The 25,516-nt window shown below is 65.2% G+C and carries 28 protein-coding genes; 14 read left to right on the plus strand and 14 right to left on the minus strand.

All coding sequences use genetic code 11. The features are described 5' to 3' along the window. Positions 1-19: 19 nt before the first annotated feature. Positions 20-1,273 carry an ergothioneine biosynthesis protein EgtB gene (gene egtB, locus AC628_RS17910; protein ID WP_143201663.1) on the minus strand — a complete coding sequence of 418 codons (1,254 nt, stop codon included), beginning with the start codon at positions 1,271-1,273 and terminating at the stop codon, positions 20-22. Between the two features lie 294 nt (positions 1,274-1,567). Between egtB and grxD the strand changes: the two genes are divergently transcribed. From grxD to AC628_RS17935, 5 genes are all read left to right on the plus strand, one after another. Next, positions 1,568-1,900 carry a Grx4 family monothiol glutaredoxin gene (gene grxD / locus AC628_RS17915; RefSeq protein ID WP_074128090.1) on the plus strand — a complete coding sequence of 111 codons (333 nt, stop codon included), beginning with the start codon at positions 1,568-1,570 and terminating at the stop codon, positions 1,898-1,900. Further along, entirely contained in the window at positions 1,897-2,451 is a 555-nt protein-coding gene (locus tag AC628_RS17920) for an O-acetyl-ADP-ribose deacetylase (RefSeq protein WP_074128142.1), read from the plus strand. The genes grxD and AC628_RS17920 overlap by 4 nt, the downstream gene beginning before the upstream one ends. 46 nt (positions 2,452-2,497) lie before the next feature. Next, positions 2,498-3,781, plus strand: coding sequence for a serine hydrolase domain-containing protein (locus AC628_RS17925; RefSeq protein ID WP_074128091.1), 1,284 nt, complete (start codon positions 2,498-2,500; stop codon positions 3,779-3,781). Between the two features lie 103 nt (positions 3,782-3,884). Next, positions 3,885-5,144: a serine hydrolase domain-containing protein gene (locus AC628_RS17930; RefSeq protein WP_074128143.1), complete on the plus strand. Its 1,260-nt coding sequence runs from the start codon at positions 3,885-3,887 to the stop codon at positions 5,142-5,144. A 21-nt stretch (positions 5,145-5,165) separates the two neighbouring features. Continuing rightward, a complete protein-coding gene (locus AC628_RS17935) occupies positions 5,166-6,695 on the plus strand; it encodes a serine hydrolase (RefSeq protein ID WP_143201667.1) in 1,530 nt (509 codons plus the stop codon). Between the two features lie 44 nt (positions 6,696-6,739). On the opposite strand, the gene AC628_RS17940 is transcribed toward AC628_RS17935, so the two are convergent. The 8 genes from AC628_RS17940 to murI all read right to left on the minus strand — a co-directional run bounded on the left by AC628_RS17940 (position 6,740) and on the right by murI (position 12,572). Beyond that, positions 6,740-7,807, minus strand: a complete 1,068-nt coding sequence (locus AC628_RS17940; protein ID WP_074128093.1) for a threonine aldolase family protein — start codon at positions 7,805-7,807, stop codon at positions 6,740-6,742. Between the two features lie 40 nt (positions 7,808-7,847). Then, complete coding sequence (locus tag AC628_RS17945; RefSeq protein ID WP_074128094.1) at positions 7,848-8,144, minus strand: type II toxin-antitoxin system RelE/ParE family toxin; 297 nt, start codon at positions 8,142-8,144, stop codon at positions 7,848-7,850. Beyond that, positions 8,123-8,350 (minus strand): hypothetical protein, encoded by a 228-nt coding sequence (locus tag AC628_RS17950; RefSeq protein ID WP_074128144.1) that lies wholly within the window; start codon positions 8,348-8,350, stop codon positions 8,123-8,125. Before AC628_RS17950 ends, AC628_RS17945 begins: the two co-directional genes overlap by 22 nt. A gap of 109 nt (positions 8,351-8,459) precedes the next feature. After that, positions 8,460-9,077 carry a 30S ribosomal protein S4 gene (gene rpsD / locus AC628_RS17955; RefSeq protein WP_024582597.1) on the minus strand — a complete coding sequence of 206 codons (618 nt, stop codon included), beginning with the start codon at positions 9,075-9,077 and terminating at the stop codon, positions 8,460-8,462. A gap of 269 nt (positions 9,078-9,346) precedes the next feature. Continuing rightward, the gene (locus AC628_RS17960; protein WP_074128095.1) at positions 9,347-10,132 is read right to left on the minus strand and encodes an acyltransferase; all 786 of its coding nucleotides are present in this window, start codon (positions 10,130-10,132) and stop codon (positions 9,347-9,349) included. A 119-nt stretch (positions 10,133-10,251) separates the two neighbouring features. Beyond that, on the minus strand, positions 10,252-10,662 hold the full coding sequence (locus AC628_RS17965; RefSeq protein WP_074128096.1) for a cupin domain-containing protein: 411 nt from the start codon (positions 10,660-10,662) through the stop codon (positions 10,252-10,254). A gap of 274 nt (positions 10,663-10,936) precedes the next feature. Further along, the gene (locus tag AC628_RS17970; RefSeq protein WP_074128097.1) at positions 10,937-11,713 is read right to left on the minus strand and encodes an HpcH/HpaI aldolase family protein; all 777 of its coding nucleotides are present in this window, start codon (positions 11,711-11,713) and stop codon (positions 10,937-10,939) included. A 61-nt stretch (positions 11,714-11,774) separates the two neighbouring features. Further along, positions 11,775-12,572: a glutamate racemase gene (gene murI / locus AC628_RS17975; protein WP_074128098.1), complete on the minus strand. Its 798-nt coding sequence runs from the start codon at positions 12,570-12,572 to the stop codon at positions 11,775-11,777. Between the two features lie 173 nt (positions 12,573-12,745). Here murI and AC628_RS17980 point away from each other — a divergent pair, with 173 nt between their 5' ends. Together AC628_RS17980 and AC628_RS17985 are read left to right on the plus strand one after the other, a co-directional pair. After that, positions 12,746-13,309 carry a cytochrome b gene (locus tag AC628_RS17980; protein ID WP_074128099.1) on the plus strand — a complete coding sequence of 188 codons (564 nt, stop codon included), beginning with the start codon at positions 12,746-12,748 and terminating at the stop codon, positions 13,307-13,309. 44 nt (positions 13,310-13,353) lie between these two features. Next, positions 13,354-13,680: an agmatine deiminase family protein gene (locus AC628_RS17985; protein WP_074128100.1), complete on the plus strand. Its 327-nt coding sequence runs from the start codon at positions 13,354-13,356 to the stop codon at positions 13,678-13,680. 26 nt (positions 13,681-13,706) lie between these two features. Here the strand turns inward: AC628_RS17985 and AC628_RS17990 are convergent, their stop codons facing one another. From AC628_RS17990 to AC628_RS18005, 4 genes are all read right to left on the minus strand, one after another. Further along, the gene (locus AC628_RS17990; protein WP_074128101.1) at positions 13,707-14,879 is read right to left on the minus strand and encodes a M20 aminoacylase family protein; all 1,173 of its coding nucleotides are present in this window, start codon (positions 14,877-14,879) and stop codon (positions 13,707-13,709) included. Positions 14,880-14,965: 86 nt separating this feature from the next. Continuing rightward, positions 14,966-16,273: an adenylosuccinate lyase gene (purB, locus tag AC628_RS17995; protein WP_050423634.1), complete on the minus strand. Its 1,308-nt coding sequence runs from the start codon at positions 16,271-16,273 to the stop codon at positions 14,966-14,968. Between the two features lie 234 nt (positions 16,274-16,507). Next, positions 16,508-17,161 (minus strand): response regulator, encoded by a 654-nt coding sequence (locus tag AC628_RS18000; RefSeq protein ID WP_074128145.1) that lies wholly within the window; start codon positions 17,159-17,161, stop codon positions 16,508-16,510. 31 nt (positions 17,162-17,192) lie between these two features. After that, positions 17,193-18,563, minus strand: coding sequence for a sensor histidine kinase (locus tag AC628_RS18005; protein WP_074128102.1), 1,371 nt, complete (start codon positions 18,561-18,563; stop codon positions 17,193-17,195). 250 nt (positions 18,564-18,813) lie between these two features. Between AC628_RS18005 and AC628_RS18010 the strand changes: the two genes are divergently transcribed. From AC628_RS18010 to AC628_RS18035, 7 genes are all read left to right on the plus strand, one after another. Then, positions 18,814-19,593 carry a MotA/TolQ/ExbB proton channel family protein gene (locus AC628_RS18010; protein ID WP_074128103.1) on the plus strand — a complete coding sequence of 260 codons (780 nt, stop codon included), beginning with the start codon at positions 18,814-18,816 and terminating at the stop codon, positions 19,591-19,593. Beyond that, positions 19,590-20,279, plus strand: a complete 690-nt coding sequence (locus AC628_RS18015; protein ID WP_074128104.1) for a DUF2135 domain-containing protein — start codon at positions 19,590-19,592, stop codon at positions 20,277-20,279. The genes AC628_RS18010 and AC628_RS18015 overlap by 4 nt, the downstream gene beginning before the upstream one ends. After that, positions 20,272-20,880, plus strand: a complete 609-nt coding sequence (locus AC628_RS18020; RefSeq protein WP_074128105.1) for a hypothetical protein — start codon at positions 20,272-20,274, stop codon at positions 20,878-20,880. Before AC628_RS18015 ends, AC628_RS18020 begins: the two co-directional genes overlap by 8 nt. A 651-nt stretch (positions 20,881-21,531) precedes the next feature. Further along, positions 21,532-21,666 (plus strand): hypothetical protein, encoded by a 135-nt coding sequence (locus AC628_RS45825; RefSeq protein ID WP_256375171.1) that lies wholly within the window; start codon positions 21,532-21,534, stop codon positions 21,664-21,666. Further along, positions 21,663-22,256, plus strand: coding sequence for a TetR/AcrR family transcriptional regulator (locus AC628_RS18025; RefSeq protein WP_074128106.1), 594 nt, complete (start codon positions 21,663-21,665; stop codon positions 22,254-22,256). The genes AC628_RS45825 and AC628_RS18025 overlap by 4 nt, the downstream gene beginning before the upstream one ends. Positions 22,257-22,363: 107 nt before the next feature. Then, positions 22,364-23,104, plus strand: coding sequence for a metallophosphoesterase family protein (locus AC628_RS18030; protein ID WP_074128107.1), 741 nt, complete (start codon positions 22,364-22,366; stop codon positions 23,102-23,104). A 5-nt stretch (positions 23,105-23,109) separates the two neighbouring features. Beyond that, the gene (locus AC628_RS18035; protein WP_074128108.1) at positions 23,110-24,579 is read left to right on the plus strand and encodes a serine/threonine protein kinase; all 1,470 of its coding nucleotides are present in this window, start codon (positions 23,110-23,112) and stop codon (positions 24,577-24,579) included. 12 nt (positions 24,580-24,591) lie between these two features. Here AC628_RS18035 and rpe read toward each other — a convergent pair whose 3' ends face one another. Continuing rightward, complete coding sequence (rpe, locus tag AC628_RS18040; RefSeq protein ID WP_074128109.1) at positions 24,592-25,293, minus strand: ribulose-phosphate 3-epimerase; 702 nt, start codon at positions 25,291-25,293, stop codon at positions 24,592-24,594. Positions 25,294-25,516: the final 223 nt, after the last annotated feature.

A 25,516-nucleotide genomic window follows, 5' to 3' on the forward strand; every position in this document is an offset into this window, starting at 1 on the left:
TGATGTCAACTGGAATCAATCAGGCGTAGTCGGCGAGGCGTAACCCCGTGAATTGCCAGCGATGGTGCGGATAGAAGAAGTTGCGGTAGGTGACGCGGCTGTGACCTTGCGGCGTCGCCAGCGACGAGCCACGCAGCACGAGCTGGTTGACCATGAACTTGCCGTTGTATTCACCGAGCGCGCCCTCGATCGCGCGGTAGCCCGGGTAGGGTGAGTAGGCGCTGCGGGTCCATTGCCAGACGATGCCATAGGCGTCGTTGAGCAGGCCGGCGCGCGCCGCGACCTCCCATTCCATCTCGGTCGGCAGATGCTTGCCGGCCCAGCGGGCGAAGGCGTCGGCCTCGTAATAGCTGACATGGCAGACCGGGGCCTGCGGATCGATCGGCTGCAGACCGCCGAGCGTCATGATCTTCCATTCGCCGTCGATCTCGCGCCAATGGCCGGGCGCCTGCCAGCCCTCGTTGCTGACCGTGCCGAAGCCATCCATCAGCCACAGCGTGGCGGTGGAATAGCCGCCGTCCTCGATGAAGGCGAGCCAGTCGGCGTTGCTGACGAGATTCTTCGCGAGCTTGACCGGGCCAACCAAAGCGCGATGCGCGGGCTTCTCATTGTCGAAATGGAAGCTGTCGTCGCCATGGCCGACGGTGTGGATGCCTTCGTTGAGCGTCACCCATTCCTGCGGCCCGTGCTGCGACGGCGGGAAGCGCCACGCCGGATCGTAGGCCGGCGGGATCGGGTTCTGTGCGAAGGCATGCAGGATGTCGGTGTACATCAGCTCCTGATGCTGCTGCTCGTGATTGAGGCCGACCTCGACCAGCGGCACCAGGGCGTCGAGCTTTTCAGGCGTCGCGGTGTGGAAGAATTTCACCACCTCGGCGTCGACATGGCGGCGATAGGCGGTGACTTCGTCGGCGGTCGGGCGGGTCAGGTGGCCGCGCTGGTGGCGGGCATGGCGGGGGCCGGCGCTGACGTAATAGGAATTGAACAGATAGGCGTAGTCCGGATGGAAGGGCGTGTAGCCCCTGAGGTGCTCGCCGAGCAGAAACTGCTCGAAGAACCAGGTGGTATGGGCGCGGTGCCATTTGGCAGGGCTCGCATCCGGCATCGACTGGATCAGCTGGTCTTCCGCCGACAGCGGGGCGGCCCGGCGCTCGGTCTCGTCGCGGACCGCGCGATAGGCGTCCGCCAGCCGTTGCGCGAGCGGGGCGGATTCGGAGGAAAGTGACGGGGTGTTGGCGGTCGTGGTGGCCGCGGCAGAGGCTGGTTTCGTCACATGGGTCTCCGATTCCAGGGGAGAACGTTGCTTCGGCAATCTGGTTCCTGACGGACAGTTCGTCCTAGATAGGGGCTCCGTTACGGGAAAAAAGCCTCCCCCGATGATGATATTGGGGCCGTCAGATAATCCCGGCGCTTTTGGGGGTGCCGTCAGGCCCCCGCCGCATGCCAGAATTCCGCCATTTTGCTTTGGATGCACAATGGTTTGAGCTACATATATAGCCAGTCACGGGTTAGAAGGGCGGGCCGGCCCGCAAGGGCTTGAGAGCGCCGCCTACGCAAGGAAGCGAAAATGAGCATCGAGCAATTCATCGACAACGAAGTGAAGTCGAACGACGTCGTGCTGTTCATGAAGGGCACGCCGCAATTCCCGCAGTGCGGGTTTTCCGGTCAGGTCGTGCAGATCCTCGACCACATCGGTGTCGGCTACAAAGGCCTCAACGTTCTGGAATCGGCCGAGCTGCGTAACGGTATCAAGGTCTATTCGAACTGGCCGACGATTCCGCAGCTCTATGTGAAGGGCGAGTTCGTCGGCGGTTGCGACATCATCCGCGAGATGTTCCAGGCCGGCGAATTGCAGCAGCTGTTTACCGACAAGGGCATCCCGGTCGACGTGGCTGCCTGACCTTGACGGCGCGCCAGATCGGCAAGGCGCGGCTCGAAGTCATCGTTACTGACATCACGACCCTGCGCGTTGACGCCATCGTCAACGCGGCCAATTCATCGCTGCTCGGTGGTGGCGGTGTCGACGGCGCGATCCATCGCGTCGCTGGACCCGAATTGCTCGAGGAGTGCCGGACACTCAATGGCTGCGAGACGGGTGATGCCAAGATCACAAGAGGCTACAAGCTCCCTGCCAAGCACGTCATCCATGCCGTCGGCCCGATCTGGCACGGCGGTACCCAGAACGAGGATGCGCTGCTCTCGTCCTGCTATCGCCGCGGCATCGAGCTGTGCCACGCCAACCGGCTCGCTTCCATCGCATTTTCCGCCATCTCGACCGGCGTCTATCACTTCCCGGCTGACCGGGCCGCGAAGATCGCGGTCAAAACCGTCGTCGATGCCCTGCCATCCGCACCCGGTGTCATGCAGGTGATCTTCTGCTGCTTCTCGGCCCCAAGCGGCGAGCTTCATCAGGCGGTGCTGGACGCCCTCGGTAGCCCTTGTGCCAGATGATACCGCCGCTACACTTCCCCGTGATATCCGGGGAGGGATAGTTCAAATGCATTCATTCCGTTTGACGTGCGCCGCAGCCGCGGTCGCGGTGGTGCTTGCGGCGCCGGCGTTCTCGCACACCGAGGGCACCTATGAGATTCCGGCGGGTGCGCATTTCAACCCCGACAAGCTCGCCAAGATCAGCGAGTTCTTCAAGAACGAGGTCGCGACCGGGAAGATTCCCGGCGCCGTCGTCCTGATTCAGCAGCACGGCAAGCCGGTCTATCACGAGGCCTTCGGCGTGCAGGACGTGGTCAGCAAGGTGCCGATCACGGACAAGACCATCTTCCGGCTGGCTTCGATGTCCAAGTCGATCACCGCCGTGGCGTCGATGCAGCTGCTGGAGGAGGGGAAATACAAGCTCGACGATCCCGTCTCGAAATACATTCCGTCCTTTGCCAATGTGAAGGTCGGCGTCGAGAAGAAGGCCGAGGACGGCACCAAGACGCTCGAGCTGGTGCCGCCCAAGCGGCCGATCACGATCCTCGACCTGATGACGCATACATCGGGCATCACCTACGGCTTCTATGGCGACAGCCTCGTCCGCAAGGCCTACAAGGCAGCCGACATCTATGGCGGAGATTTCGATCTCGCCGAATTCGCCGAGCGGATCGCCAAGCTGCCGCTGCACAACCAGCCCGGCGCGCTCTGGCAATACGGCCATTCCACCGACATCCTGGCGCGCGTAATGGAGGTGACCACCGGCGAGAAGCTCTCGACCATCGAGCAGGAGAAGCTGCTCGGCCCGCTCGGGATGAAGGACACCGGCTTTTTCGTCACTGATCCCGAGAAGCAGAAGCTGATGGCCCAGCCGATGCCGAACGACAGCGACTTCCGGGTCGGCCGGGTCAACGATCCGACCAAGGTCAAGAAATGGGAGTCCGCCTCAGGCGGCATGGTCTCGACCATGGCGGATTATTCGCGCTTCGCGCAAATGCTGCTCAATGGCGGCACCCTCGACGGCAAGACCATCATGAAGCCCGAGACGTTCAAGGAGCTGACGACCGACCGCGTCGGGCCGGGCTCCGGCGTCGAGCGCGATTTTTTCTACTTCCCCGGAGATGGCTTCGGTTTCGGGCTGGGGATTGCGGTGCGCACCGATCCGGGCACGGCGAAGCCGCCGCCGCCCGGCGATCTCGGCGAGCTGAAATGGGATGGCGCCAGCGGCTGCTATTATGTCATCGACCGCAAGCAGGATTTCTTCTTCGTCTTGCTGGAGCAGACGCCGACCGAGCGTCAGCGCATCCAGCGGACGTTGAAGCAGCTCGTCTATGAAGCCATGGAGAATTAGAGCGTTCTCGAGCGAAGTGGGCACCGGTTCGCGTGAAGAGAACGCGTCAAAAAGAAGGAATGAGAGCATGATCCGATTCAATCCGATCGGATCCTGCTCTTACATGCGTGGGTGCCGCGCAATCGCGGCACTCGTGCTCGCGTTCGTCGCAACCGATGCGAAGGCCGGCTCCCCGGGGTCGGCCGCGCACAGATTCTCTCCGGAGGGCCTCGCCAAGGTCTCCGACTATGTCAGGAACGAGATCGCGACCGGCAAGATTCCTGGTGCGATCCTGCTGCTGCAGCAGCACGGCAAACCGGTTTACTTCCAGAAGTTCGGGGTTCGCGACGTCGCCACCGAATTCTCGATGAGTGCGGATACCATCTTCCGCCTCTATTCGATGTCGAAGCCGATCACCACGGTCGTCGCCATGATGCTGGTGGAGGAAGGCAAGCTCGCGCTTAGCGATCCGGTGTCGAAATACATCCCGGCCTTTGCCGGCATGAAGGTCGGCGTGGAGAAGCGCGGCGACGAGGGCAAGCCGACGATGATGCTGGAGCCGCTGAGGCGTCCCATTACCATCGAAGACTTGATGCGCCACACCGCCGGGTTGCCTTACGGTTATTATGGCGGGGGGATCGTGAAAAAGGATTACGCCAATGCGGGCCTGTTCAATAACGATCCCGACAATGCCGAATTCGTGGCGCGGCTCACGGCGCTGCCACTCGCCGAGCAACCCGGCACGCAATGGGACTACGGCCATTCCACCGACGTGCTCGGCCGCATCATCGAGGTGATCTCGGGGAAATCCCTGTTTCAGGTCGAGAAGGAGCGGCTGCTCGGCCCGCTCGGGATGAACGAGACGGCGTTCTATGTCACCGATCCTGCGAAATGGCCGCTGATCGCCGAGCCGATGCCGAAGGATCGCATCATCAGTCCGGTTGCCGACATCCGCGACCCGCGCCAGCTGCTGCGATGGGAATCCGGCGGCGGCGGCATGGTCGGCACCATCGGCGACTATGCGCGCTTCTCGCAGATGCTGCTGAACGGCGGCCTCTATGAGGGGAAGCGCTATCTGAAGCCGGAAACCATCGCGCTGATGGCGAAGGACCATATCGGCCCTGAAACCGGGGTCGTGCGCGACAAGAACTATTACCCCGGTCCGAACTCCGGCTTCGGCCTCGGCTTTGCCGTGCGCACCTCGGTGCCGGAGAACACGGATTGGCCATTGGGCGAGTATCGTTGGGACGGTGTCGGGGGCACGTTCTTCTTCATCGATCCCGCCGACGATCTGTTCGGGATCTTCATGGTGCAGACGCCGTCGCAGCGCGGCCGGATCCAGCAGGAACTGAAAACGCTGATCTACCAGGCGATGGGGCGGTAGCGGTGGCGCGGGGAGGTGGTCATGCAGGCGATGACGTTCACTCTCCGCAAGCTCATCCTGGCGGCCGTCACATCTGCCGCCATGATTGCTGCCGCCATGACTGCGTGCCGGCCTGTTCTGGCCGAAGAACCTCGCAGCCTCGGTGATGCCGACGTCATGCAGCGGATCGACCGCGTCCTGAACGGCCTGAGGACGGCGATTGTCGTCGACGGCGATGCGCCAATGACGCTTGCCGATCGCATGAACGAACTGCACGTTCCCGGTGTCAGCATCGCGGTGATTCATGGCGGCGCCATCGAATGGGCGCGCGGCTTTGGCTCGGTCGCCATCGGCGGTCCGCCCGTGGTGCCGGAAACGCTGTTCCAGGCGGCCTCGATCAGCAAGCCGGTAACCGCCATTGCCGCTCTGGCGCTGGCCCAGGCCGGCAAGCTCGATCTCGATGCGGACGTCAACGCTTCGCTCAAGAGCTGGAAGATTCCGAACTATCCGTATTCCCTGTCCCGGGTGACAGTTCGACGGTTGCTGAGCCATACGGCCGGGACCAACGTGTCCTTCTACCCGGGCTATCAGGCCGGCCAGCCGGTCCCCTCTCTTCTCCAGATTCTCGACGGCACGCCGCCTGCGAACAGCGCGCCTGTCCGGGTCGAGCACGAACCCGGCAAGCAGGACCGCTATTCCGGCGGCGGCTATACGATCGTTCAGCAACTGCTCGTCGACGTGACGGGGCGGCCGTTTCCTGCGCTGCTCGACGACGTCGTCCTCAAGCCTTTCGGGATGACGCATTCCAGCTTCGCACAGCCATTGCCTGCGGATCGTTTGACGATGGCCGCCACACCGTACCGGTCGGACGGCGCACCGGTGCCTGGCGGCCCGCATGTCTATCCCGAGCTGGCCGCCGCGGGATTATGGACGACGCCGACCGATCTCGCCCGTCTCTTGCTCGGTGTGCTGGATTCGTTGGCAGGTCGGAGCAATCCCGTTCTGTCGCAATCGATGACGGCCGAGATGTTCTCGCCGGTTCTCGGCAGCGCCGACGGGCTACCCCCCGGGATCGGACGACGCGGGCTGGGCTGGCTGGTTCGCGGCTCGGCGCCCAACCGGCAATTCTGGCACAACGGGGTGAACGAGGGCTTCATCGACACCATGGTCATTTTCGAGAACGGCGATGGTGCCGTTGTCATGACCAACAGCTGGGGCGGTCGGATCCTCGTCGACGAGATCCTGCGCAGCATCGCGGCCGAGTACGGCTGGCCAGATCGCCAGGCCAAGGTCGGGAAGTTCATTGCGGTGAGCCCGCAGACGCTGGACCGTCTGGTCGGAACCTATCGGTTCTCGCCGGAATTTTCGATCCGCGTCACAAGGGAGGGCAATCGCCTGTTCAGCGAGGCGACAGGGCAGGAGCGGCGCGAAATCTTCGCCACCAGCGATCACGAGTTCTTTTTCAAAATCGTCGTTGCCGTGCTGTCATTCGACACGGACGACCAGAACGCGGCAATGCAAGTGAGGCTTCACCAGGAAGGAACTGACTACGTCGGAAAGCGGCTGCCGTAGTTTGGCAGCCCGGATTTCGTGGAGCTCCATCCGGGCTGCGGGAGTTACGCCGCGCGCACGATGTCCCTGACGTGTCCGATCGTTTCCTCGATCATTGCTGCTGACACATCGAGATGCGTGCAGGCCCTGATCCGGCCGTCCATCATCGCGAGCGTCACGCCGCGCTTGCGCAGCTCGGCGACCATCTTGTCGCCCGAGACGCCGGCGCCGTCGGGCTTGAAGAAGACGAGGTTGGTCTCGGGCGTCTGCACCGCGATGCCGTTGATCTGCGACAGCCCGCGCGCCAGCGCCCGCGCATTGGCGTGGTCATCGGCGAGGCGGTCGACATGGTGATCGAGCGCGTGGATGCAGGCGGCGGCGCAGACGCCGGATTGCCGCATCGAGCCGCCGAGCCGCTGCTTCCAGCGCCAGACGTCGTCGATGAAGGCGCGGGTGCCGGCGATGGCGCCGCCGATCGGCGCGCCGAGGCCCTTGGAGAAATCGATCCAGGCCGAATCCCAGCCCGCCGTCATGTCGCGCGGCGAGATGCCGGATGCGACGGTCGCGTTCAGGAGCCGCGCGCCGTCCATATGGGTCGCCAGCCCGTGGGCCTTGGCGATGCTGACAACCTCATCCAGCGCGGCCTTCTTCCAGATCGTGCCGCCGCCGATATTGGCGGTCTGCTCGACGCTGACCAGCACCTGCGGCGGCTGATAGCGGGTGCGCGGATGCAGCGCGGCGCGGAAGGTGTCCGGCGTGAACTGGCCGTCATCGCCCGGAAGCTGGGTGATCTGGAAGCCGCCGAGCGCGGCATGCGCGCCGCCCTCGCGCGCGATGATATGCGCGGTGGCATGCGCCAGGATCTCGTCGCCGGGCCGGCAATAGGCGAGCGTCGCCGCGACGTTGCACATCGTGCCCGACGGCATGAACACGGCGGCTTCCTTGCCGAGCAGATCGGCGACGCGCCCGCAAAGCTCGTTGGTGGTCGGATCGTCGCCGACCTGCTCGTCGCCGACCTCCGCCTTCGCCATCGCCTCGCGCATCGCCGGCGTCGGTTTCGTCTGGGTGTCCGACAGCAAGTTGATGCGGACGGCGGGCGCCTTCGGATCGGGGCGGGCAGGGGTGTAGTGCATGGCTTTCCTCATCGCTGGGCGCTGGGGTGCGATTTCGCCGCTAGCGTATGGGCCTCCGGGCCGCGTGACGAAACCGCATTATGATAATTTCGGTCGGCGTTACGCGGTAGTCGATCAGGTAGGGGTATGGCGTGACTGAAAGCCGCCGGACACCTGGACGGCTCGTCGTACGCCCTGCGCGGGGCTGCTCTTGCAGTAGCGTGACAAGGGTCAGGATGCGGTCTCGAACGTGGACCGCGCCTTGAGGCGATCGTGCTTCAACATAGGAGAGCGCTTGATCGATCTGAACAAGGGCGCGTCGCGTATAGCGGACGTTCACAGCCCGTGCTTGCTCCACATCGCGCGAACTTCCTCGTCCGTTGCCAACTCGCCACGCGCGATCTCGGCGTCGGCTTCAGCCAGGTCGGCGTCTTCTTCCGGCGTGAGCTGGAGCGGCGGCTGGTCGACTCCAGCAAGCTGCAGCACGATGCGCGCGAGCTCGTCCTGCTCCGTGTCGGGCAAATTTGAAACCGTATCGAACGCTTGTTCGAGTAACCGGGTCATCGGCAAGAACCTCTTCGCTGCCAAGTCCTGCACATAATAGTCGTCTCGTAGCCAAACAAAAAGGCCCCGGCAAAACCGGGGCCTTTCCGAACTCGCAATGCTGAACTGATCAGCGCGAATAGAATTCGACGATCAGGTGCGGCTCCATCTGCACCGGGAACGGCACGTCCGAGAGGCCGGGGGTGCGCGCGTACTTCGCGGTCATCTTGGAGTGATCGACTTCGATGAAGTCGGGCACGTCACGCTCGGGCAGCTGGCTCGCTTCCAGCACCGGGGTGAGCTGCTTGGAGGATTCCTTGACCTCGACGACGTCGCCGACCTTCAGCTTGTAGCTGCCGATGTTGACCTTGCGGCCGTTCACCTTGACGTGGCCGTGGTTGATGAACTGGCGCGCGGCGAACATCGTGGAGACGAACTTGGCGCGATACACCACGGTGTCGAGACGGCGCTCGAGCAGGCCGATCAGGTTCTCGCCGGTGTCGCCCTTGAGGCGGCTGGCTTCGACATAGATGCCGTGGAACTGGCGCTCGGAAATGTTGGCGTAGTAGCCCTTGAGCTTCTGCTTGGCGCGGAGCTGCACGCCGAAGTCGGAGAGCTTGCCCTTGCGGCGCTGGCCGTGCTGGCCGGGGCCGTATTCGCGGCGGTTCACGGGGCTCTTCGGGCGGCCCCAGATATTCTGGCCCATGCGGCGATCGATCTTGTACTTCGCCTCACTGCGCTTTGTCATCGCGTCCTCTTTGCATAGCCGTCGCATCAAGCGGCCGGCGTTTTGTCAATCTAGGGTTTGAGGAGACGCGCCCTCCTGTGTACCGGCCAGAAGGCCCGTACCGACAGGTTCGCCTCGAAAGCTCGGGGAGAACCACGGGTCGCGAAACGCTTCGCGGGCCGAAACCGGCCCGCGAGCAAGGGTGGTCTTAAGGAGAAAGTCCGGTCCTGTCAAACGAAACGGAGGGCGTTTTGGGCCGAATCGGCGTCAAAATTGGCCGGTTTCAGCCCTCAAGGCCGGTTTCCGGCCGCGCGGACCGGCCGGGCGTCGGCGTGCGGCCGGATCGTGCCCAATTCCGCGGCGATTTCGCCGCCCAGCACGTGCTCAAGCCGGGTCAGGGTCTCCGCGATCAGGGCGGCGTCGCAGACCAGATGGTCCCAGCGCAGCACCACATCGACGGTTTGGTCCGGCTTGATCACGCCATAGCTCAGCAGGAAGGGCCCCGGGCTCAGCGCGTGCAACTCGCCGGGGCCATAGGCCGCGACCGAGGTCACGCCGAAGCTGCCGCAGAAATTGGCGCGCTGCCGGCCGAAATTCAGCCCGATCGCCCAGGCGAGGCGGCGCAGCGGAAGCGGCAGGCGCGTCACACAGAGGGTTTTGCGGAACGAGGGGATCTCGTGCAGCGGCGCGGTCTTGGCGCGCCGGATCAGCGCATCGACATCGCTCAGCGCCATCTCGTCGGCGGCGCAGACGCGCTCGAACAGCACGCAGTCCTCACCCTTCTCAACGCGCGCAATGGCCACCATGCCGACGCTGCGCGGCAACACGTAGAGGCAGGGCCACGGCAATTTGACGTGCAGCGTGCGCAAGGTCGGCTCGGTCTTGGCGACCAGCGCGAATGCCTTGACGAAGATGGCGGCCCAGCCCGGTGCCTGTGCCGCGCGTGCGCGGGCCTCGACCACCGCACGAACGTTCAGCGAGCGCGTCAGGGAGACGAACGGCACGCCGGCCGATGCGTACATCAGATCGGCAACGAGACGGCGCGGCAATGAAATCCGACGAAACTTACCGCGCATCTGTCCGGTTCAAATCCTTGCAAACAGGCAAAACATCAAAGGCCCGGCGAACTCAAATTGTCGCTCGCCGCACCTGAAGCTGACATGAACCGATTGGTCGGAGACCAATCGGTTCGGGTTCACGGCGCTGGTTTCGCCAAGGGCTCGCCGGCCTTGACCACGTAGACGCCGAGCACCTTGAGCGGCTTGTCGCCGGAAGTCTTGGCGTCGTGCACCGCGCCTTCCGGAATCTGGTAGGAATCGCCCGCCTTCAGCTTCAGCGGCGGCTTGCCGTCGATCACAAGCTCCAACTCGCCTTCGAGCACATAGCCGGTTTCAGCACCGGGATGGCTGTGACGCCCCGACGCACCCCCCGCCGGAACCTCGGCAATCGCGGTGACTGTGTTGTAGCCCGCCGGAAAATCGACCTTTTGCAGTGGCGTTCGCTTGATGCCGCTCTGCTGCGCCAAGGCAGCGCCAGCACCGACAAAGGCAGCGCCGGCGCCGGCAAACGCAATCACGGTGAGACCAAGCAGCAATTTCCTGAACATGCAATATCCTCCCAACCCGCGAAACTCTAGCAGCGTGGAATCGCGGCGAAAAGCGGGCGCTGTGTGATGTATGCTTTCGACATTGGGATTAGTCCGTTCATCCAATAACGCTTGGCCGTCGTGGAATTATCCGCGGCCGAGCTTACAGAGGGCTGACAAGCTGTTCAGGAAATTGCAGCGCTCGGCGTTCAGCTGATCGCAGCACGCCGAGTTGTGCTGCGGTTCCTCCGTGACATCACTGGAACTTGTTCGCCGGCGCGAGCACGCGACACGCCTACCGCTTGATCCCCGCAAACGCAGCTGCGATGCCGCGCTGGAACAGCGACCAGTCGAAGCCGAGCGCGAGCGCGAGGTAGCCGCGGTCGATCATCGCATTGGCCTGCTCGGCGGTGCGCGCGACGCCGCCGATCGGCACGCCGCTCTTCAGGATGCCTTCCTCGGCGCGCTGCATCAGTGCGACCACTTCGGGATCGTCGGGCAGGCCGCGCTTGTTGATCGAGGTGGCGAGATCGCCGGGGCCGATCACCGCGAGGTCGATGCCGGGCGTTGCCATGATCTCGTCGATGCGGTTGACGGCTTCGACATGCTCGATCGTGATCATGCAGATCATGTCGTCGTCGGCGGTCGCCATGTAGTCGTTCATCGAGACGCCCCAGCGGAACGGCGCATGGAACGGGCCCCAGAGCCGATCGCCTTTTGGCGGATAGCGTACGCTGCGCACGGCTTTTGCGGCGTCGTCGCGGTTGCAGATCATCGGGAAGTTGATGCCGAGCGCGCCGATATCCATCGGCGCCTTGGCGAGGTGCGGCTCATTGGCGGCGATCCGCACCATCGGCACGCATGGCGTCCCTGAGGTCGCCACGATCATCGCATGCGCGGTGCCGAGATCGATCGGGCCGTGCTCGAGATCGACGATGATCCAGTCCAGCGACTGCGCCATGATCTGCACGGTCTGGATGCTCGGGATGGTCGCGATCGCGCCGAAGGTCGGGTGCTTGTCGCGCCACGCCTTGCGCAGGCGGTTGAGCGGCGTCAGCGGTGCTGAGGTCAAATGCGGTGCTCCCTCGGTGAGGCGAGGGCAAACTAGCAGCGCGCTGTGACGGCGGAAAGGATCAGGCCGGGACGCGGCCGCCGAAGAATGGCGTCAGCGCCGCGCTCAGGGTGTGCGGGCGCTTCGAGGTGAAGATCATCTCGGCGCCGGCCGTATCGCTCGCGGTGCCTACCGGGCCGAGCAGGTAGGCGACGCGGCGGGCGATCGCCGGCGCCGGATCGATCCAGTCGACCGCCCAGGGCGCGAGCCGCCTCAGCCGTTCCAGCAGCAGCGGATAATGCGTGCAGGCCAGCACGACCGTATCGGTGCGGGCCGGGTCGCCAGCGCCAGTGCCGACGAAGCAGGGCGCGAGCTCGGCCGCGATGTCCTCGTCGCGCACCGTCTGGCCGCTGAGGGCGGCTTCGGCCAGCGAGGCGAGTTCGCCGGAGCCGACCAGCGTCACCTCGCAGCCTTGCGCGAAATCCGAAATCAGCTTGCGGGTATATTCGCGCTTCACGGTGCCCCTGGTGCCCAGCACCGAGACGCGCCGGGTCTTCGACGAGGCGCAGGCCGGCTTGATCGCCGGCACCGTGCCGACGAAGGGCAAAGGATATGCGTCGCGCAGATGCGACATGACCAGGGTGGATGCCGTGTTGCAGGCAATCACGACCAGATCGGGCGCGTGCGCCTCGATCAGCTCGCCGACCAACGGCACCACGCGGGCGATGATCTCGTCCTCGGTGTGGTGGCCATAGGGGAAGTACGCATCGTCGGCGACATAGACAAAGTGCGCGTCGGACCGGGCGCGGACGATCTCGCGCAGCACGGTGAGGCCGCCGAGGCCGGAATCGAACACAAGGATGGTCGGGGGAGTGGACACGGTGAAAAGTCTATCCGAAGCAGGGTTACCATTCAGTTGTCTTTGCCTGCCCGGCCTTTGGGGCCGACAAAAGGCAGTGAAGGCGGGAATTTCATATGGCCTTGACCGATCCCTGCAAGTATCACGGCAAACTATTGCCGCGACGTGCGAAATCCTGACGGGGCCATTCGACCATGATCCGCAATACCACCGTGAGCTGGGGTTCGCTCGCCCGGGCGTTCCACTGGGTGCTCGGCATCGCCATCATCGGCATGCTGGCCTATGGCTGGTGGATGAACCACATCCCGGCGCGGGCGGACAAGTTCTTCTATCGGTCGATCCACGCCGACATCGGCTATCTGGTGCTGCTGCTCACGGTGCTCAGGCTGGTCTGGCGCGGGGTCAATCCGACGCCGGCACTGCCGGCCGATATGCCCAGCTGGCAAAGGATCGCCGCCCGGATCAACCACGGCGCGCTCTATGCGGTCACCATCCTGGTCGCAATGCTGGGCTGGGCGCATTCCGGCTCCCGCGCGCAGGACTATTCGAGCTTCTTCGGCCTGTTCCGCGTGCCCCAGATCACCTCGCCGGACAAGGCGGCGGCGGATGCCTATGAAGGCCGTCACATCTTCTTCGCCTATGTGCTACTGGCGCTGATCGTGCTGCATCTCGCCGCGGTCGCCTTCCATCATTTTGTCAAGCGCGACCGCGTCGCCGCGCGGATGATCGGCGCTCATACCGCCGACCAGGTCAGGTAGCCCGCGTAAACGCTTCCGCACGGGATGCTGACGGCCGTTGGCGGATGCCGGACGAGAGCGCACCGCATGCGGCCACCTGGATGGCGTTCGCCCACGACACGAAACTTTGGCGCAAGCCGCACCTGCTTCCGGTGGTCAGGCAAAACCTTGCGCTGATTGCGCAGGCGACCGCGGCTCATGATGAGCCCGTGAACATGCTGGTGCATAAGGAGGACTACGAGGTCGCCGCGCGGCTGTGCGGGCCCCGGGTCACCCTCGTCGTCCAGCCGTTCGATGATGTGTGGACCCGCGACAGCGCGGCATTCACTGCGTCACGCAACAGCAGCCGCGTGCATGACATGCATAAAGGCCGCGACATGGTCGCGGCCTGACGCTTTGCGATTGAACGGACGACGCCTCAGCCCGCCGGCATCTGCTTCTCGACCAGGCGCACCCAGTAGGACGCGCCGTGGCCGAGGATGTTGTCGTTGAACTTGTAGGCGGGGTGGTGGCACATTGGCCCGTCGCCCATGCCGAGGAAGACGAAGGCGCCGGGGCGCGCCTCCAGCATGAACGCAAAATCCTCGGCGCCCATCACAGGCACCAGATTGTCGTTGACGCGGTCGGCGCCGACCACGTCGCGGGCGATCTCGGCGGCGATGCCGGCCTGATGCGCATGGTTCAGCGTCACCGGATACATGCGTCCATAATCCGTCTCGGCCGAGCCGCCATAGGCTTTGGCGATGTTGGAAGCGACCTCGCCGATCCGGCGCTCGACCATGTCGCGCACGCCAGGGTCCAGCGTGCGCACAGTGCCGCCCAGCGTGACGGTCTCCGGGATCACGTTGAACGCGCTGCCGGCCTCGAACATCGTGATCGAAATGACAGCCGATTTGAGCGGGTCGAGATTGCGCGACACGATCGATTGCAGCGCATTGATGATCTGGGCGCCGATCAGCACGCTGTCGACCGCCTCGTGCGGCGCGGCGCCGGCGTGGCCGCCCTTGCCGCGCACGACGATCTTCAAGGTGTCCGACGAGGCCAGCATCGGGCCCGGCGTGGTCGCGAAATAGCCTTCGGGCAGGCCCGGCATGTTGTGCAGGCCATAGACCTCCTGGATGCCCCAGCGGGTCATCAGCCCGTCGTCGACCATCGCCTTGCCGCCGGCGCCGCCTTCCTCGGCGGGCTGGAAGATCACGACCGCGGTGCCGTCGAAATTGCGCGTCTCGGTGAGGTATTTCGCGGCGCCCAGCAGCATCGCGGTGTGGCCGTCATGGCCGCAGGCGTGCATCTTGCCGGGAATCTTCGAGGCGTAGGGCACGTCGGCCGCCTCCACGATCGGCAGCGCGTCCATGTCGGCGCGCAGCCCGATGGTCTTTCCCGAGCCGTTCTTGCGGCCGCGGATCACGCCGACCACGCCGGTGCGCCCGATCCCCGTCACCACCTCGTCGCAACCGAACTCGCGCAGTCTGTCGGCGACGATGCCGGCGGTGCGGTGGACCTCGTAGAGCAATTCGGGGTTCTCGTGGAAGTCATGGCGCCAGGCGGCCATTTCATCCGAGAGGGCGGCAACGCGATTGACGATGGGCATGGGGAGCGTCCGTTTCTTGTGAGCTTTGTAAGGCGGGTCAGCGTAGCGTAACCCGCCGCGATGTCACGCGGGAATGGCGGCCTCCCTCAGGCCTCCCCGAACACCCGCTTGAAGATCGTGTCGACATGCTTGAGGTGATAGCCGAGGTCGAACTTCTCCTCGATCTCGGCATCGCTCATGTACTTCTTCACGTCGGGGTCGTTCTTCAGCAGCGTCTGGAAGTCGCCTTCGCCGCGCCAGACCGGCATCGCGTTGCGCTGCACGAATTTGTAGGCGTCCTCGCGGCTGGCGCCCTTCTGGGTCAGCGCGATCAGCACGCGCTGCGAATGCACCAGGCCGCCGAGCCGGTCGAGGTTCTTCTGCATGTTCTGCGGATAGACCAAAAGCTTCTCGATCAAGCCGGCGAGCCGGACCAGCGCGAAGTCGAGCGTGACGGTGGCATCAGGGCCCATCATACGCTCGGCCGAGGAGTGCGAGATATCGCGCTCGTGCCAGAGCGCGACGTTCTCCAACGCCGGCGTCACATAAGCGCGCACCATGCGCGACAGGCCGGAGAGGTTTTCCGACAGCACCGGGTTGCGCTTGTGCGGCATCGCCGACGAGCCCTTCTGGCCCTCGGAGAAGAATTCCTCCGCTTCCAGCACTTCGGTGCGCTGCAGATGGCGCACCTCGACCGCGAGCCGTTCGACCGAGGCGGCGATCACGCCGAGCGTGGCAAAATACATCGCGTGGCGGTCGCGCGGGATCACCTGGGTCGAGACCGGCTCCGGCCGCAGGCCCATCGCTTTCGCGACGTGCTCTTCGACCCGCGGATCGATCTGCGCGAAGGTGCCGACCGCGCCCGAAATCGCGCAAGTCGAAATCTCGTCGCGCGCGGCGACCAGGCGGGCGCGGGCACGGGCGAATTCGGCATGGGCATAGGCGAGCTTGAGCCCGAAGGTGACCGGCTCGGCATGGATGCCGTGCGAGCGGCCGATGGTCGGCGTCATCTTGTGCTCGAAGGCGCGGGTCTTCAGCGCCGCCAGCACCCGGTCGAGATCGGCGATCAGGAGGTCGGCGGCGCGCTTGAGCTGGACGTTGAGGCAGGTGTCGAGCACGTCGGAGGAGGTCATGCCCTGGTGCACGAAGCGCGCCTCGGGGCCGACGATCTCGGCGAGATGGGTCAGGAAGGCGATGACGTCGTGCTTGGTCTCACGCTCGATTTCGTCGATCCGCGCGACGTCGAAGGTGGCATCCTTGCCCTTGGCCCAGATCGTCCTGGCGGCTTCCTTGGGGATCACGCCGAGCTCGGCCAGCGCGTCGGCGGCATGCGCCTCGATCTCGAACCAGATCTTGAAACGCGTCTGCGGCTCCCAGATGGAGGCCATTTCCGGGCGGGTATAACGGGGGATCATCGAGAACTCCGAATCGAGCGGGGCGGGGCGCGCAAAACGCGCTCCGGCCAATTTGTTTTTACGCTGCGCTTTAGCAAATCAGGCCGGGCGAAGCCACCCATTCGGGGCATTTGGCAGGGAAAACCGGGTGAAATCGGCGGTCCGGAGCCGGATGAGCAAGCCAATATCCGGGGTCTTGCGACCGGTCCCGGTGTCGCTCCGCTCACCCGGGCTACGCGGCTGGGAAGGCGGCGCCTACAGGTTCGCCAGGCCGCATTCGACGGCCAGGCGGACCAACTGGGCGTCGGTCCGCATGCCGGTCTTGGCCTTGATCAGGTAGTGGTAGTTCTGCACGGTCTTGGTGCTGAGGTTGAGGTTGGCTGCGATCTGCTCCTTGGTGCTGCCGGCAGCGAACTGCCGGAGGATTTCGATCTCCCGCTCGCCGAGCTGGTCGAGCGCCGATTGGGTCGGCACCAGGCTCTCCAGCGCGAGCACCCGCGCGACGTCGTCGCTCATCGCATGCTCGCCGCGCGCCACCGAGCGGATCGCCGCGATCAGCTCTGCCGGCTCGCTGCCCTTGGTGACGAAGCCGGAGGCGCCGGCGCCGAACGCCGCCTTCACCTGGCCGGCCTCGCTGTGCATGCTGAAGACCAGGATGCGGGCGTCGGGATCGCGCGCGCGGATGTTGCGGATCGCCTCCAGCCCGCTGGCACCCGGCATCGAGATGTCCATCACCACCACATCTGGCCCGTGCGACTTGAAGGCCCGGTAGGCGTTGGCGGCGTTGTCGGCTTCGGCGACCACGCTGAAATCGTCCTGATGCTCGAGCACGCGCCGATAGCCCTGGCGGACGACCGGATGATCGTCCACCAGCAGGATCGAGATTCCCCGAGTCTTCACTGCTGTCATCTTCACGGCTGTCATCTTCGCGGTCGTCATCTCAGGCGGCGAGCGGGATCGTTGCGGCGACGGAGAGGCCGCGGCTGGCGCGCGCGATCGACAGCGAACCGCCAAGCGCGGCGACGCGCTCGCTGACGCCGGTGAGGCCGAAGCCCGCCGACTGCGCCACCTTGGCGGCATCGCCGCCGCCGTCATCCTCGACCCGCACCAGCAGCGCGTTCTCGGTTCCACTGCGCCGTTCGATCCGCAGCACGATCTCGCGCGCCGAGCTGTGGCGCAGCGCGTTGGTCAGGCATTCCTGCGCGACCCGATAGGCCGTTACCGCAACCGTGCCGCTGATGTCGGCGAGGTCGCCCTGCAAATCGAGCTGGATCATCGGCTGCGTCGTGCGCGACCGCCAGCTGGCGACGAGGTCGACCAGGCTTGCCTCAAGCCCGAGCTCCTCGGCCGGCGGATGGCGCAGCCGGTTCAACGTGTCGCGCAGGCAGGCGATGATGCGGCGCGTGGCCTGCGAGATCATCCGTGCGTCCTGCGCAATTTCGGTCCCGGCGGCGTATTTGTCGCCGGCGCTCGCCTCGATCGTGTTGGCGAAGGCCAGGATCGCGGTGAGATTCTGGCCGAACTCGTCATGCAGCTCGCGAGCCAGCGCGCGGCGTTCGTCGCTGCGGATTTCGAGCAGGCGCCGCGTCAGCGTCGTGCGTTCCTCCTCGGCCTGTGCGAGGCGATCGCCGAGATCGCCGACGGCGCGTCCGATCATGGCAAGCTCCATCGAGCGCACGCGCGGCAATGGCGTGCGGTACTCGCCGTCGGCCATGCGGCGCAGCGCCGACACGATCGAGTGGGCGGGCGCCAGCGTATGTGCGATCGCAAGCGAAGCGAGCAGCGCGATGGCGAGCGCCATCAGCAGCGCGACATGGATGTTGTTCAGAATGTGCTGCCAGGCGAGCGCAATCGCGGCGTCCGGATCGGCGATGGCGCGGACGGTTCCCGCGGTCGCGGCGCGGGCGCTGATTGGCCGCTCGACGGTGGCGTGCTCGCCGAGCACCGCCTGCACGGTGGCCGCGAACCAGCGCGGCGGCGCCTTGCCGATCCCCTTGCTCTGGCCGCAGAGCGGCTTCTCGAAGGCGCCGGCGGGTTCGAACTGCACGCAGATCCCCGGCGCGATCAGGCCCATGGTTTCGATGGTGCGCCAGTCCGGCGCCGGCAGCAGTTGCTCGCGCATCCGGTTGCTGCGCAGCAGCAATTCGCGCCAATACAGCGCCTCGAGCGACTGCGAGACCCGCGCAGCGGAGGCATCGGTGGCGCGATCGACGCTGCGATAGGCGTCGATCGTGGCCCAAACGGTGGCTGCGCCAAGGCATAGCGCGACGATGACGAGCAGGCGGGCGACCAGTTGAAGCACGAGGCGCATGCGATCACTCCACGGCCGGAGCATGAGCCGAACGAGCGTGATGCGGCTTCATGCTGAAACGGGCGACGTGATGGTAACAGCGCCGCTGTTCCCCGCCAATCGCAAGCGTGCCAGGCTATGCAGGTCGGGAAAATTGCCCGACGAAACTTGGGCAGAAGTCTTTGGACGGCGCCCGCCGGCTCTGCTCTAACCATCAGCGAGGTTCTCACGCAGGCCTCGCGGAACAACCGTTACAGGGAGCTAGCGCAGCATGGACGCCAAGGTCGAGGCTGCGGCCGCACCGGCCGGCACGGACGCGGCGGAGCGCAGCGTCCTGCTGCTCTGGATGATCTTCACCGGCCTTTCGATCTTCGCTGCCTTCCTGCTGTGGCGCTACGGGCTGATCCGCCTGATGGTCAGTTCCGACCGCACCTACATTTCCAGCGTCATCGCCGTGCTCTACATCGTCACCTGCATCCATTGCTTCTGGCGGACGCGGGCGATCGCGCGGGAAGGCGAGGTGGCGCGGTCCTGCCGCACCATCCTCGCCGCTCCCGATGGCGCCAAGGCGCTCGCTGCTGATGCGCGCGGCCTGCCGCGTGGTCTCGTCACCGATCACATCAAGAGCCTGGTGCAGAAGGCCGACGCGCAGGCCAAGGGCCGCATCGACCAGACCCTGCTGTTGCGGACGCTAGCCGACCGGCTGCGCGGCTCGAACGGTTTCGGCGCCTTCGTCTCCGACACGCTGATGAAGCTCGGCCTGCTCGGCACCATCATCGGCTTCATCATCATGCTGGCGCCGATCGCCTCGCTCGATGCCGCCGACAAGGTCGCGATGAAATCGTCGATGGGCCTGATGAGCGACGGCATGGCGGTTGCGATGTATACGACGCTGGCCGGGTTGATCGGGTCGATCCTGGTCCGCATCCAGTATTACATGCTGGATTCCGCGACCCAGCGGGTGTTCTCCGATGCGGTCGTGCTGACCGAGACGCACGTCACGCCGGCCCTCGAACGTCGCCTTGATACGTCCCTTGGTACGCCGCCATGATGGACGAGTTCGGGCTCTATCCGCGCGAGGAACCGTTCGATCCGCTCGGCGTCATGCTGTTCAAGGCGCTGCAGGTGATCGCCTTCCTGTTCTTCCTGGCGCTGCTTGCGGTGTCGCCGGACTCCAAGGACGGCAAGATCGAATCCAAGGCGGAGTTCATCATCACGATGGACTGGCCCGACAACCACCCCGACGATCTCGACCTGTTCGTGCAGGACCCGGCCGGTAATATCGCCTGGTACCGGCATCGCGAGGCCGGTTTCCTGACGCTCGACCGCGACGATCGCGGCGGCGCCAACGACTTCATCGTGGTCAACGGCAAGAAGATTGCATCGCCGATCCGCGAGGAGATCGTCACCTTGCGCGGCGTCGTCGCCGGCGAATACACCGTCAACGTCTCGCACTTCCAGGCGACGACCGGCGAGCCGGTGCAGGCGAACGTCAAGGTGCAGAAGCTCAATCCGACGGCGCAGGTGATCTTCGACGACAAGCTGACCGTCGATCACACCGGCGACGAGAAGACCGCGGTCCGGTTTCGTCTCGACGCCGAGGGCAAGGTGATCAACGTCGACCGGCGGCCGAAATCGCTGCTCGAGACCTTCCGCAGCAGCTGGCGCAACGGCGCCGACCTCGATCCGAACACCGGCGTTCCGAGATCCGGCGTCAGGGTGCTCCGCAATGATTAGCTTGCAGTCAGTGATCCTCACCATTGCGGTCGCCTACGCAGTGATGGGTGCGCTGCTCTTGATCGTGCTGGTCTATGCGCGGCTGCACTGGTCGTTGAAGGCGGTCGTCATCGTCGTGACCAGCGCCTTCTATTTCGTCAGCTTCGGCGGGATGCGCGGCCTGCTCGGCTGGGCCTCCGCGGAGAAGCTGCCGGCGAATTTCAAGCTGCTGTCGACGCGGATCGTGGAGCCGCATTCGCTGGAGGGCGATCCGGGTTCGATCTATCTCTGGGTCGAGGAGCTCGACGAGGACAACCGGCCGAGCGCCGTGCCGCGCGCCTTCCGCATTCCCTACAGCGACGCCTTGGCCGAGCAGACCCACACCGCCGACAACGAGATCAAGGCCGGGCATCCGCAAGGTGGGCGGGCGGCGGATTTCGGCGGCGGCGACGGCACCATCATGGATTTCGTCAGGGAGTACATCACGCCGAAGACGATCGTGGAGACATCAGGCGGCGATTCCACCACGGGGACGTTCGTGGCCCCGCCGGCGGGCGCGCAGGGATCGGTCTTCACGCCGCTGCCGCCGCCCCGGATGCCGCCCAAGGACGAGCAACAGTAAGACGGGGCGCACCGACCAGAGGATGGCATAAAAATAGGGATCGCCAATAATCAGTCAGCGGGGTGGACAGTAGTGATCCGGAATCCCGCCAACCGTCAGCTCGGTGTAATCTAACTCCTAACCGGGGCTAGATTTTATCCCGAAGCCATTTTCCCGGCAAAGGGGCCGCTGCGTGAAGCGGCCCCTTTCGATTCCGGCGCCGCGTTCCGGCGCTGCCAAGCGATCCTCACACCGACAGGAATGCGATCGCGACAACCATCAGCCATCCGACAATGACGAGCGAGGCCGCCGCGCCGGCGGTGATCTTGGCGATCTCCTTGAAGGTGATTGGGCGGTCCATGCAAACCTCTCCTGGCAACCTTTTTTTGGGCTGGTCTCGGGCTGGCTTTGGGCTGGCCGTATCGAGACATATGCACGCCCCGGCGGATCGCCCCGCTGCTCACGGAACGGTGTAGGGCCCCGACGTCGGGGGGCGGGGCCGGTCCGGTCCCCGGCTGTCATTTCACAAAATATTGTCTGACAGATATTGAAATCTGTCAGCGAGATGGTGTATATACTCACTAGCCCAAGGGAGGAGGGCGCCCAGTGGCTGTTCCGGCGTTTTGGCCGGGGGAGCCGAACCTGATTTGATTACCTCGAAGGACTACCTCCATGACGATAGAAATCTTCCAATTGACCGCCCAGATTCAACAGTGGCTCAACCTTCGCGTCGCCCGCCACTTGGCAGCCCAGGCCGCCAAGTTCAGCCGCGGGCAGGACAGCGATAACCAGACGGTAAACGCATGAACGAGGCGGTGGTTTTGACACCCGAGCGGATCCTTGAGGCGACTGAGGATGTCTTGAGGCGCTTTGGGCTTTCCAAGGCCACCGTTGTCGACGTTGCCCGTGCGCTCGATGTCAGCCACGGCAGCGTCTACCGTCACTTCCCCAGCAAGGCCTCGCTGCGCGACGCGGTCGCCAAGCGCTGGCTCGACCGCGCCAACGAGCCGCTGTGCAGGATCGCAGCCGGCTCGGGCCCGGCGCCGGAACGGCTGGAGAAATGGCTGCGCACCGCCTTCTCGATCAAGCAGAAGAAGGTCTGCGACGATCCGGAGATGTTCGCGACCTACCTCGCGCTGGCGCAGGACGCGCGCGAGGTGGTGGAAGCCTACAAGGACAAGCAGGTCGATCTGATCGCGAAAATCCTGTCCGACGGTGTCGCGCAGGGTGTGTTCGAGATCGACAACGTCAAGGCGACGGCGCGGGCCGTGTTCGACGCAACCGTCCGCTACCATCACCCGGCGCATGCCGAGGAATGGGCCAAGCCGGAATGCCCGTCGCGGATCGACGCCCTGATCGCCCTGCTGCTGCGCGGCGTGCGGGTGTGCAAGCCCTAAGCCGGTCTTTCTTCCAGCAACCCTGATCGATTGATGCCTTTGGCCCGATTGCGAGCCCGGGGCTGCGTGTGCTTGATATCGTCTAGGGATCAGCGGCGCGGACCACGATGCGGCTTGCACTCTTTGCCGATATTCATGCCAACCGGCAGGCCTTCGCCGCCTGCCTCGATGCCGCGCGTGCGCGCGGCGCGGAGCGGCTGATCTGCCTCGGCGACATCGTCGGCTATGGCGCCGATCCCGAATGGGCCGTCGACACGGTGATGGATCTCGTCGCCAAGGGCGCGATCGCGGTGCGCGGCAATCATGACAATGCGATCGGCGAGCCCAGCGACAGTATGAACGCCGATGCGCAGGCCGCCATCGACTGGACCCGCAGCCGGCTCAGCGGCGAGCAGAAGGCCTTCCTCGCGGGCCTGCCGATCCTGCACGAGGAGGACAACCGTCTCTACGTGCATTCCGAGGCCTCGGATCCGGCGAAGTGGCGCTATGTCCGCGACACGTTGGATGCCGCGCGCAGCATGATGGCGACCGAATTGCAGATCACCTTCTGCGGCCACATCCACCGTCCCGGCCTCTACTCGATGTCCTCGACGGCGAAGATGACGAGCTTCGTCCCGACCGCGGGCGTCGCGGTGCAGTTGCTGACCGGGCGGCGCTGGCTTGCGGTGCTCGGCTCGGTCGGCCAGCCGCGCGATGGCGATCCCGCGGCCTCGTTCGCGATGTTCGACACAGTGAGCCGCGAGATCACCTATCACCGCGTGCCCTACGACGTCGCGACCGCCGCGGCGCGGATCAAGGCGAACGGCCTGCCGCTCTGGCTCGCTGATCGCCTGCCGCTCGGCAGGTGACTGACATGGCGGCGCTGACGATGCAGGCCGGCGCCGAAATCGATGGCTTCACCATCGGCGAGCGCGTGCACCGCGGCGGCATGGCGACGCTGTGGAGCGTTACCCACCCGGGCATCGACGTGCCGCTCTTGATGAAGGTGCCGCTCACCTCGGAGGGCGAGGATCCGGCCGCGATCGTCAGCTTCGAGATGGAGCAGATGATCCTGCCGCGGCTGTCGGGGCCGCACGTGCCGGCCTGTTTCGGCACCGGCGATTTCGAGCGCCAGGCCTATGTGGTGATGGAGCGCATCCCGGGCCAAACCCTCTACAAGCAGATCGACAATCTGCCGTTGCCGTATGACGAGGTGAGGGTGATCGGCGGCAAGGTCGCCACAGCGCTCGCCAGCCTGCATCGGCAGAACGTCATCCATCACGACATCAAGCCGAGCAGCATCATGTTCCGCGAGCGCGGCGAGGCGCTGCTGATCGACTACGGCCTCTCGCATCACCAGCATCTGCCCGACCTGCTGCAGGAGGAGTTTCGGCTGCCTTACGGAACCGCGCCCTACATGGCGCCGGAGCGCCTCAACGGCGTGCGCGACGATCCGCGCAGCGACCTGTTTTCGCTCGGCGTGCTGCTCTATTTCTTCACCACTGGCGTCCGCCCGTTCGGCGAGACCGAGACGCTGCGCGGCATGCGCCGGCGGCTGTGGCGCGACCCGTATCCGCCGCGCAAGCTCAAGCCCGACTATCCGCCTTGGCTGCAGGAGATCGTGCTGCGGTGTCTCGAGATCGATCCGGCCGCGCGCTATCCGACCGCGGCGCAGCTGGCGTTCGATCTCGGCCATCCCGAACAGGTCAAGCTGACGGCGCGGGCGCAGCGGCTCGATCGCGACCCGCTCGGCACGGTCTGGCGCCGCCGCTTCAATCTCGGTGCGGTGCCGCCGCAGCCGAAATCTGATGTCGCGGCCCAGCTCGCATCGAGCCCGATCGTTGCCGTTGCACTCGATCTTGGCGAGGGCACCGAGGCGCTGAGCGAGACCATCCGCGTCACCGCCGAGCAGGTGCTATCGACCTCGCCATCCGCGCGGCTCGCCTGCGTGAATGTGCTGAAGCTCAATCGGCTGGCGATCGACCGCAGCCATGACGAGCAGGGCCAGAACAAGCATGTCGACCGCCTGGTCGCGCTGCAGCACTGGGCGCGGCCGTTCCGGCTCGAGGAGGGACGGCTGACCGTGCATGTCCTGGAGGCGATCGATCCGGCAGCGGCCATTCTGGAATTCGCCGCGGTCAACCTGGTCGACCACATCATCATCGGCGCGCGGCAGAACTCGATGCGGCGCGCGCTGCTCGGCAGCGTGTCCGCCAAGGTCGCCGGGGAAGCGCCGTGCACGGTGACCGTGGTGCGGCCGTCGCGGCTCACGCCGCAAGCCGACGACGATCAGGCGGCGGGCCAGGCGGCCAATGCCCCGGTCACGCCGCCCGGGTTGTTTTGAACGGCTAACCGATCAGATCGCTTCGCCGCGCGCGTCGGCCGCGGCATTGCGGATCGCGGCGATGTTGGTCTTGTAGGCATCGAGCGTGCCGCCCTTGAACACCGCGGAGCCCGCGACGAAGGCGTTGGCGCCGGCGGCGGCGAGCTGGCCTGCGACGTCGGGCGCAACGCCGCCGTCGACCTCGATGTCGATCGGGCGGCCCGCGACCATCGCCCTGACGTCAGAGATCTTGCCGATCGCCGAGCGGATGAAGGCCTGGCCGCCGAAGCCGGGATTGACCGACATGACCAGCACGAGGTCGATCAGGTCGAGCACATATTCGATCGCGCTCGCCGGCGTCGCCGGATTGATCGAGACGCCGGCCTTCTTGCCGAGCGCGCGGATCGCCTGCAGTGAGCGATGCAAATGCGGGCCGGCCTCGGCATGCACCGTGATGTGGTCGCAGCCCGCCTTGGCGAAGGATTCGAGATAGAGGTCGCAGGGCGAGATCATCAGATGCGCGTCGAAGATCTTCTTGGTGTGCGGCCGCATCGCCTTGATGACATCAGGGCCGTACGAGATGTTGGGCACAAAGTGCCCGTCCATCACGTCGAGATGGATCCAGTCGGCGCCGGCCTGGTCGACGGCGCGGACCTCCTCGCCGAGCTTTGAGAAATCCGACGCCAGGATCGACGGAGCAATAACGAGGGGACGCGGGGTGAATGACTGAGTCATAGCGCAGTTCCGAAAGACTTCAGGGGGCGACGGGTGTTCCCGCCTAACATGCGGACGCGTGGCGGGCAATGCGAGCGGACGGCGGCCGGAAGCCGGAAGATTCTGCCGCCGGCGGCAGGTCTTGCCGGGTGCGTGGAACCGGTCTGGATGCGCCAAGGCCTGGTTTTATTGGGTTTTTGCCATGGCACGCCGCTTGCTGCGCCTTTGGCAAGCGTTTGAGCCG

The sequence above is a fragment of the Bradyrhizobium sp. NAS96.2 genome (assembly GCF_001908235.1).
GTDB lineage: Bacteria > Pseudomonadota > Alphaproteobacteria > Rhizobiales > Xanthobacteraceae > Bradyrhizobium.

Bases quoted from the DNA above. Each gene is read 5' to 3' on its own strand.
- AC628_RS18010 (WP_074128103.1), top strand. From the start codon at position 18,814: ATGGACGCCAAGGTCGAGGCTGCGGCCGCACCGGCCGGCACGGACGCG.
- grxD (WP_074128090.1), top strand. From the start codon at position 1,568: ATGAGCATCGAGCAATTCATCGACAACGAAGTGAAGTCGAACGACGTC.
- rpe (WP_074128109.1), bottom strand. From the start codon at position 25,293: ATGACTCAGTCATTCACCCCGCGTCCCCTCGTTATTGCTCCGTCGATC.
- AC628_RS17925 (WP_074128091.1), top strand. From the start codon at position 2,498: ATGCATTCATTCCGTTTGACGTGCGCCGCAGCCGCGGTCGCGGTGGTG.
- rpsD (WP_024582597.1), bottom strand. From the start codon at position 9,077: ATGACAAAGCGCAGTGAGGCGAAGTACAAGATCGATCGCCGCATGGGC.
- AC628_RS17965 (WP_074128096.1), bottom strand. From the start codon at position 10,662: ATGTTCAGGAAATTGCTGCTTGGTCTCACCGTGATTGCGTTTGCCGGC.
- AC628_RS17980 (WP_074128099.1), top strand. From the start codon at position 12,746: ATGATCCGCAATACCACCGTGAGCTGGGGTTCGCTCGCCCGGGCGTTC.
- AC628_RS17990 (WP_074128101.1), bottom strand. From the start codon at position 14,879: ATGCCCATCGTCAATCGCGTTGCCGCCCTCTCGGATGAAATGGCCGCC.
- AC628_RS17940 (WP_074128093.1), bottom strand. From the start codon at position 7,807: ATGCACTACACCCCTGCCCGCCCCGATCCGAAGGCGCCCGCCGTCCGC.
- AC628_RS45825 (WP_256375171.1), top strand. From the start codon at position 21,532: ATGACGATAGAAATCTTCCAATTGACCGCCCAGATTCAACAGTGGCTC.
- AC628_RS18005 (WP_074128102.1), bottom strand. From the start codon at position 18,563: ATGCGCCTCGTGCTTCAACTGGTCGCCCGCCTGCTCGTCATCGTCGCG.
- AC628_RS18030 (WP_074128107.1), top strand. From the start codon at position 22,364: ATGCGGCTTGCACTCTTTGCCGATATTCATGCCAACCGGCAGGCCTTC.
- AC628_RS17985 (WP_074128100.1), top strand. From the start codon at position 13,354: ATGCCGGACGAGAGCGCACCGCATGCGGCCACCTGGATGGCGTTCGCC.
- AC628_RS18035 (WP_074128108.1), top strand. From the start codon at position 23,110: ATGGCGGCGCTGACGATGCAGGCCGGCGCCGAAATCGATGGCTTCACC.
- AC628_RS18020 (WP_074128105.1), top strand. From the start codon at position 20,272: ATGATTAGCTTGCAGTCAGTGATCCTCACCATTGCGGTCGCCTACGCA.
- AC628_RS18015 (WP_074128104.1), top strand. From the start codon at position 19,590: ATGATGGACGAGTTCGGGCTCTATCCGCGCGAGGAACCGTTCGATCCG.
- purB (WP_050423634.1), bottom strand. From the start codon at position 16,273: ATGATCCCCCGTTATACCCGCCCGGAAATGGCCTCCATCTGGGAGCCG.
- AC628_RS17935 (WP_143201667.1), top strand. From the start codon at position 5,166: ATGCAGGCGATGACGTTCACTCTCCGCAAGCTCATCCTGGCGGCCGTC.
- AC628_RS18000 (WP_074128145.1), bottom strand. From the start codon at position 17,161: ATGACAGCAGTGAAGACTCGGGGAATCTCGATCCTGCTGGTGGACGAT.
- AC628_RS17960 (WP_074128095.1), bottom strand. From the start codon at position 10,132: ATGCGCGGTAAGTTTCGTCGGATTTCATTGCCGCGCCGTCTCGTTGCC.
- AC628_RS17950 (WP_074128144.1), bottom strand. From the start codon at position 8,350: ATGACCCGGTTACTCGAACAAGCGTTCGATACGGTTTCAAATTTGCCC.
- AC628_RS18025 (WP_074128106.1), top strand. From the start codon at position 21,663: ATGAACGAGGCGGTGGTTTTGACACCCGAGCGGATCCTTGAGGCGACT.
- AC628_RS17930 (WP_074128143.1), top strand. From the start codon at position 3,885: ATGCGTGGGTGCCGCGCAATCGCGGCACTCGTGCTCGCGTTCGTCGCA.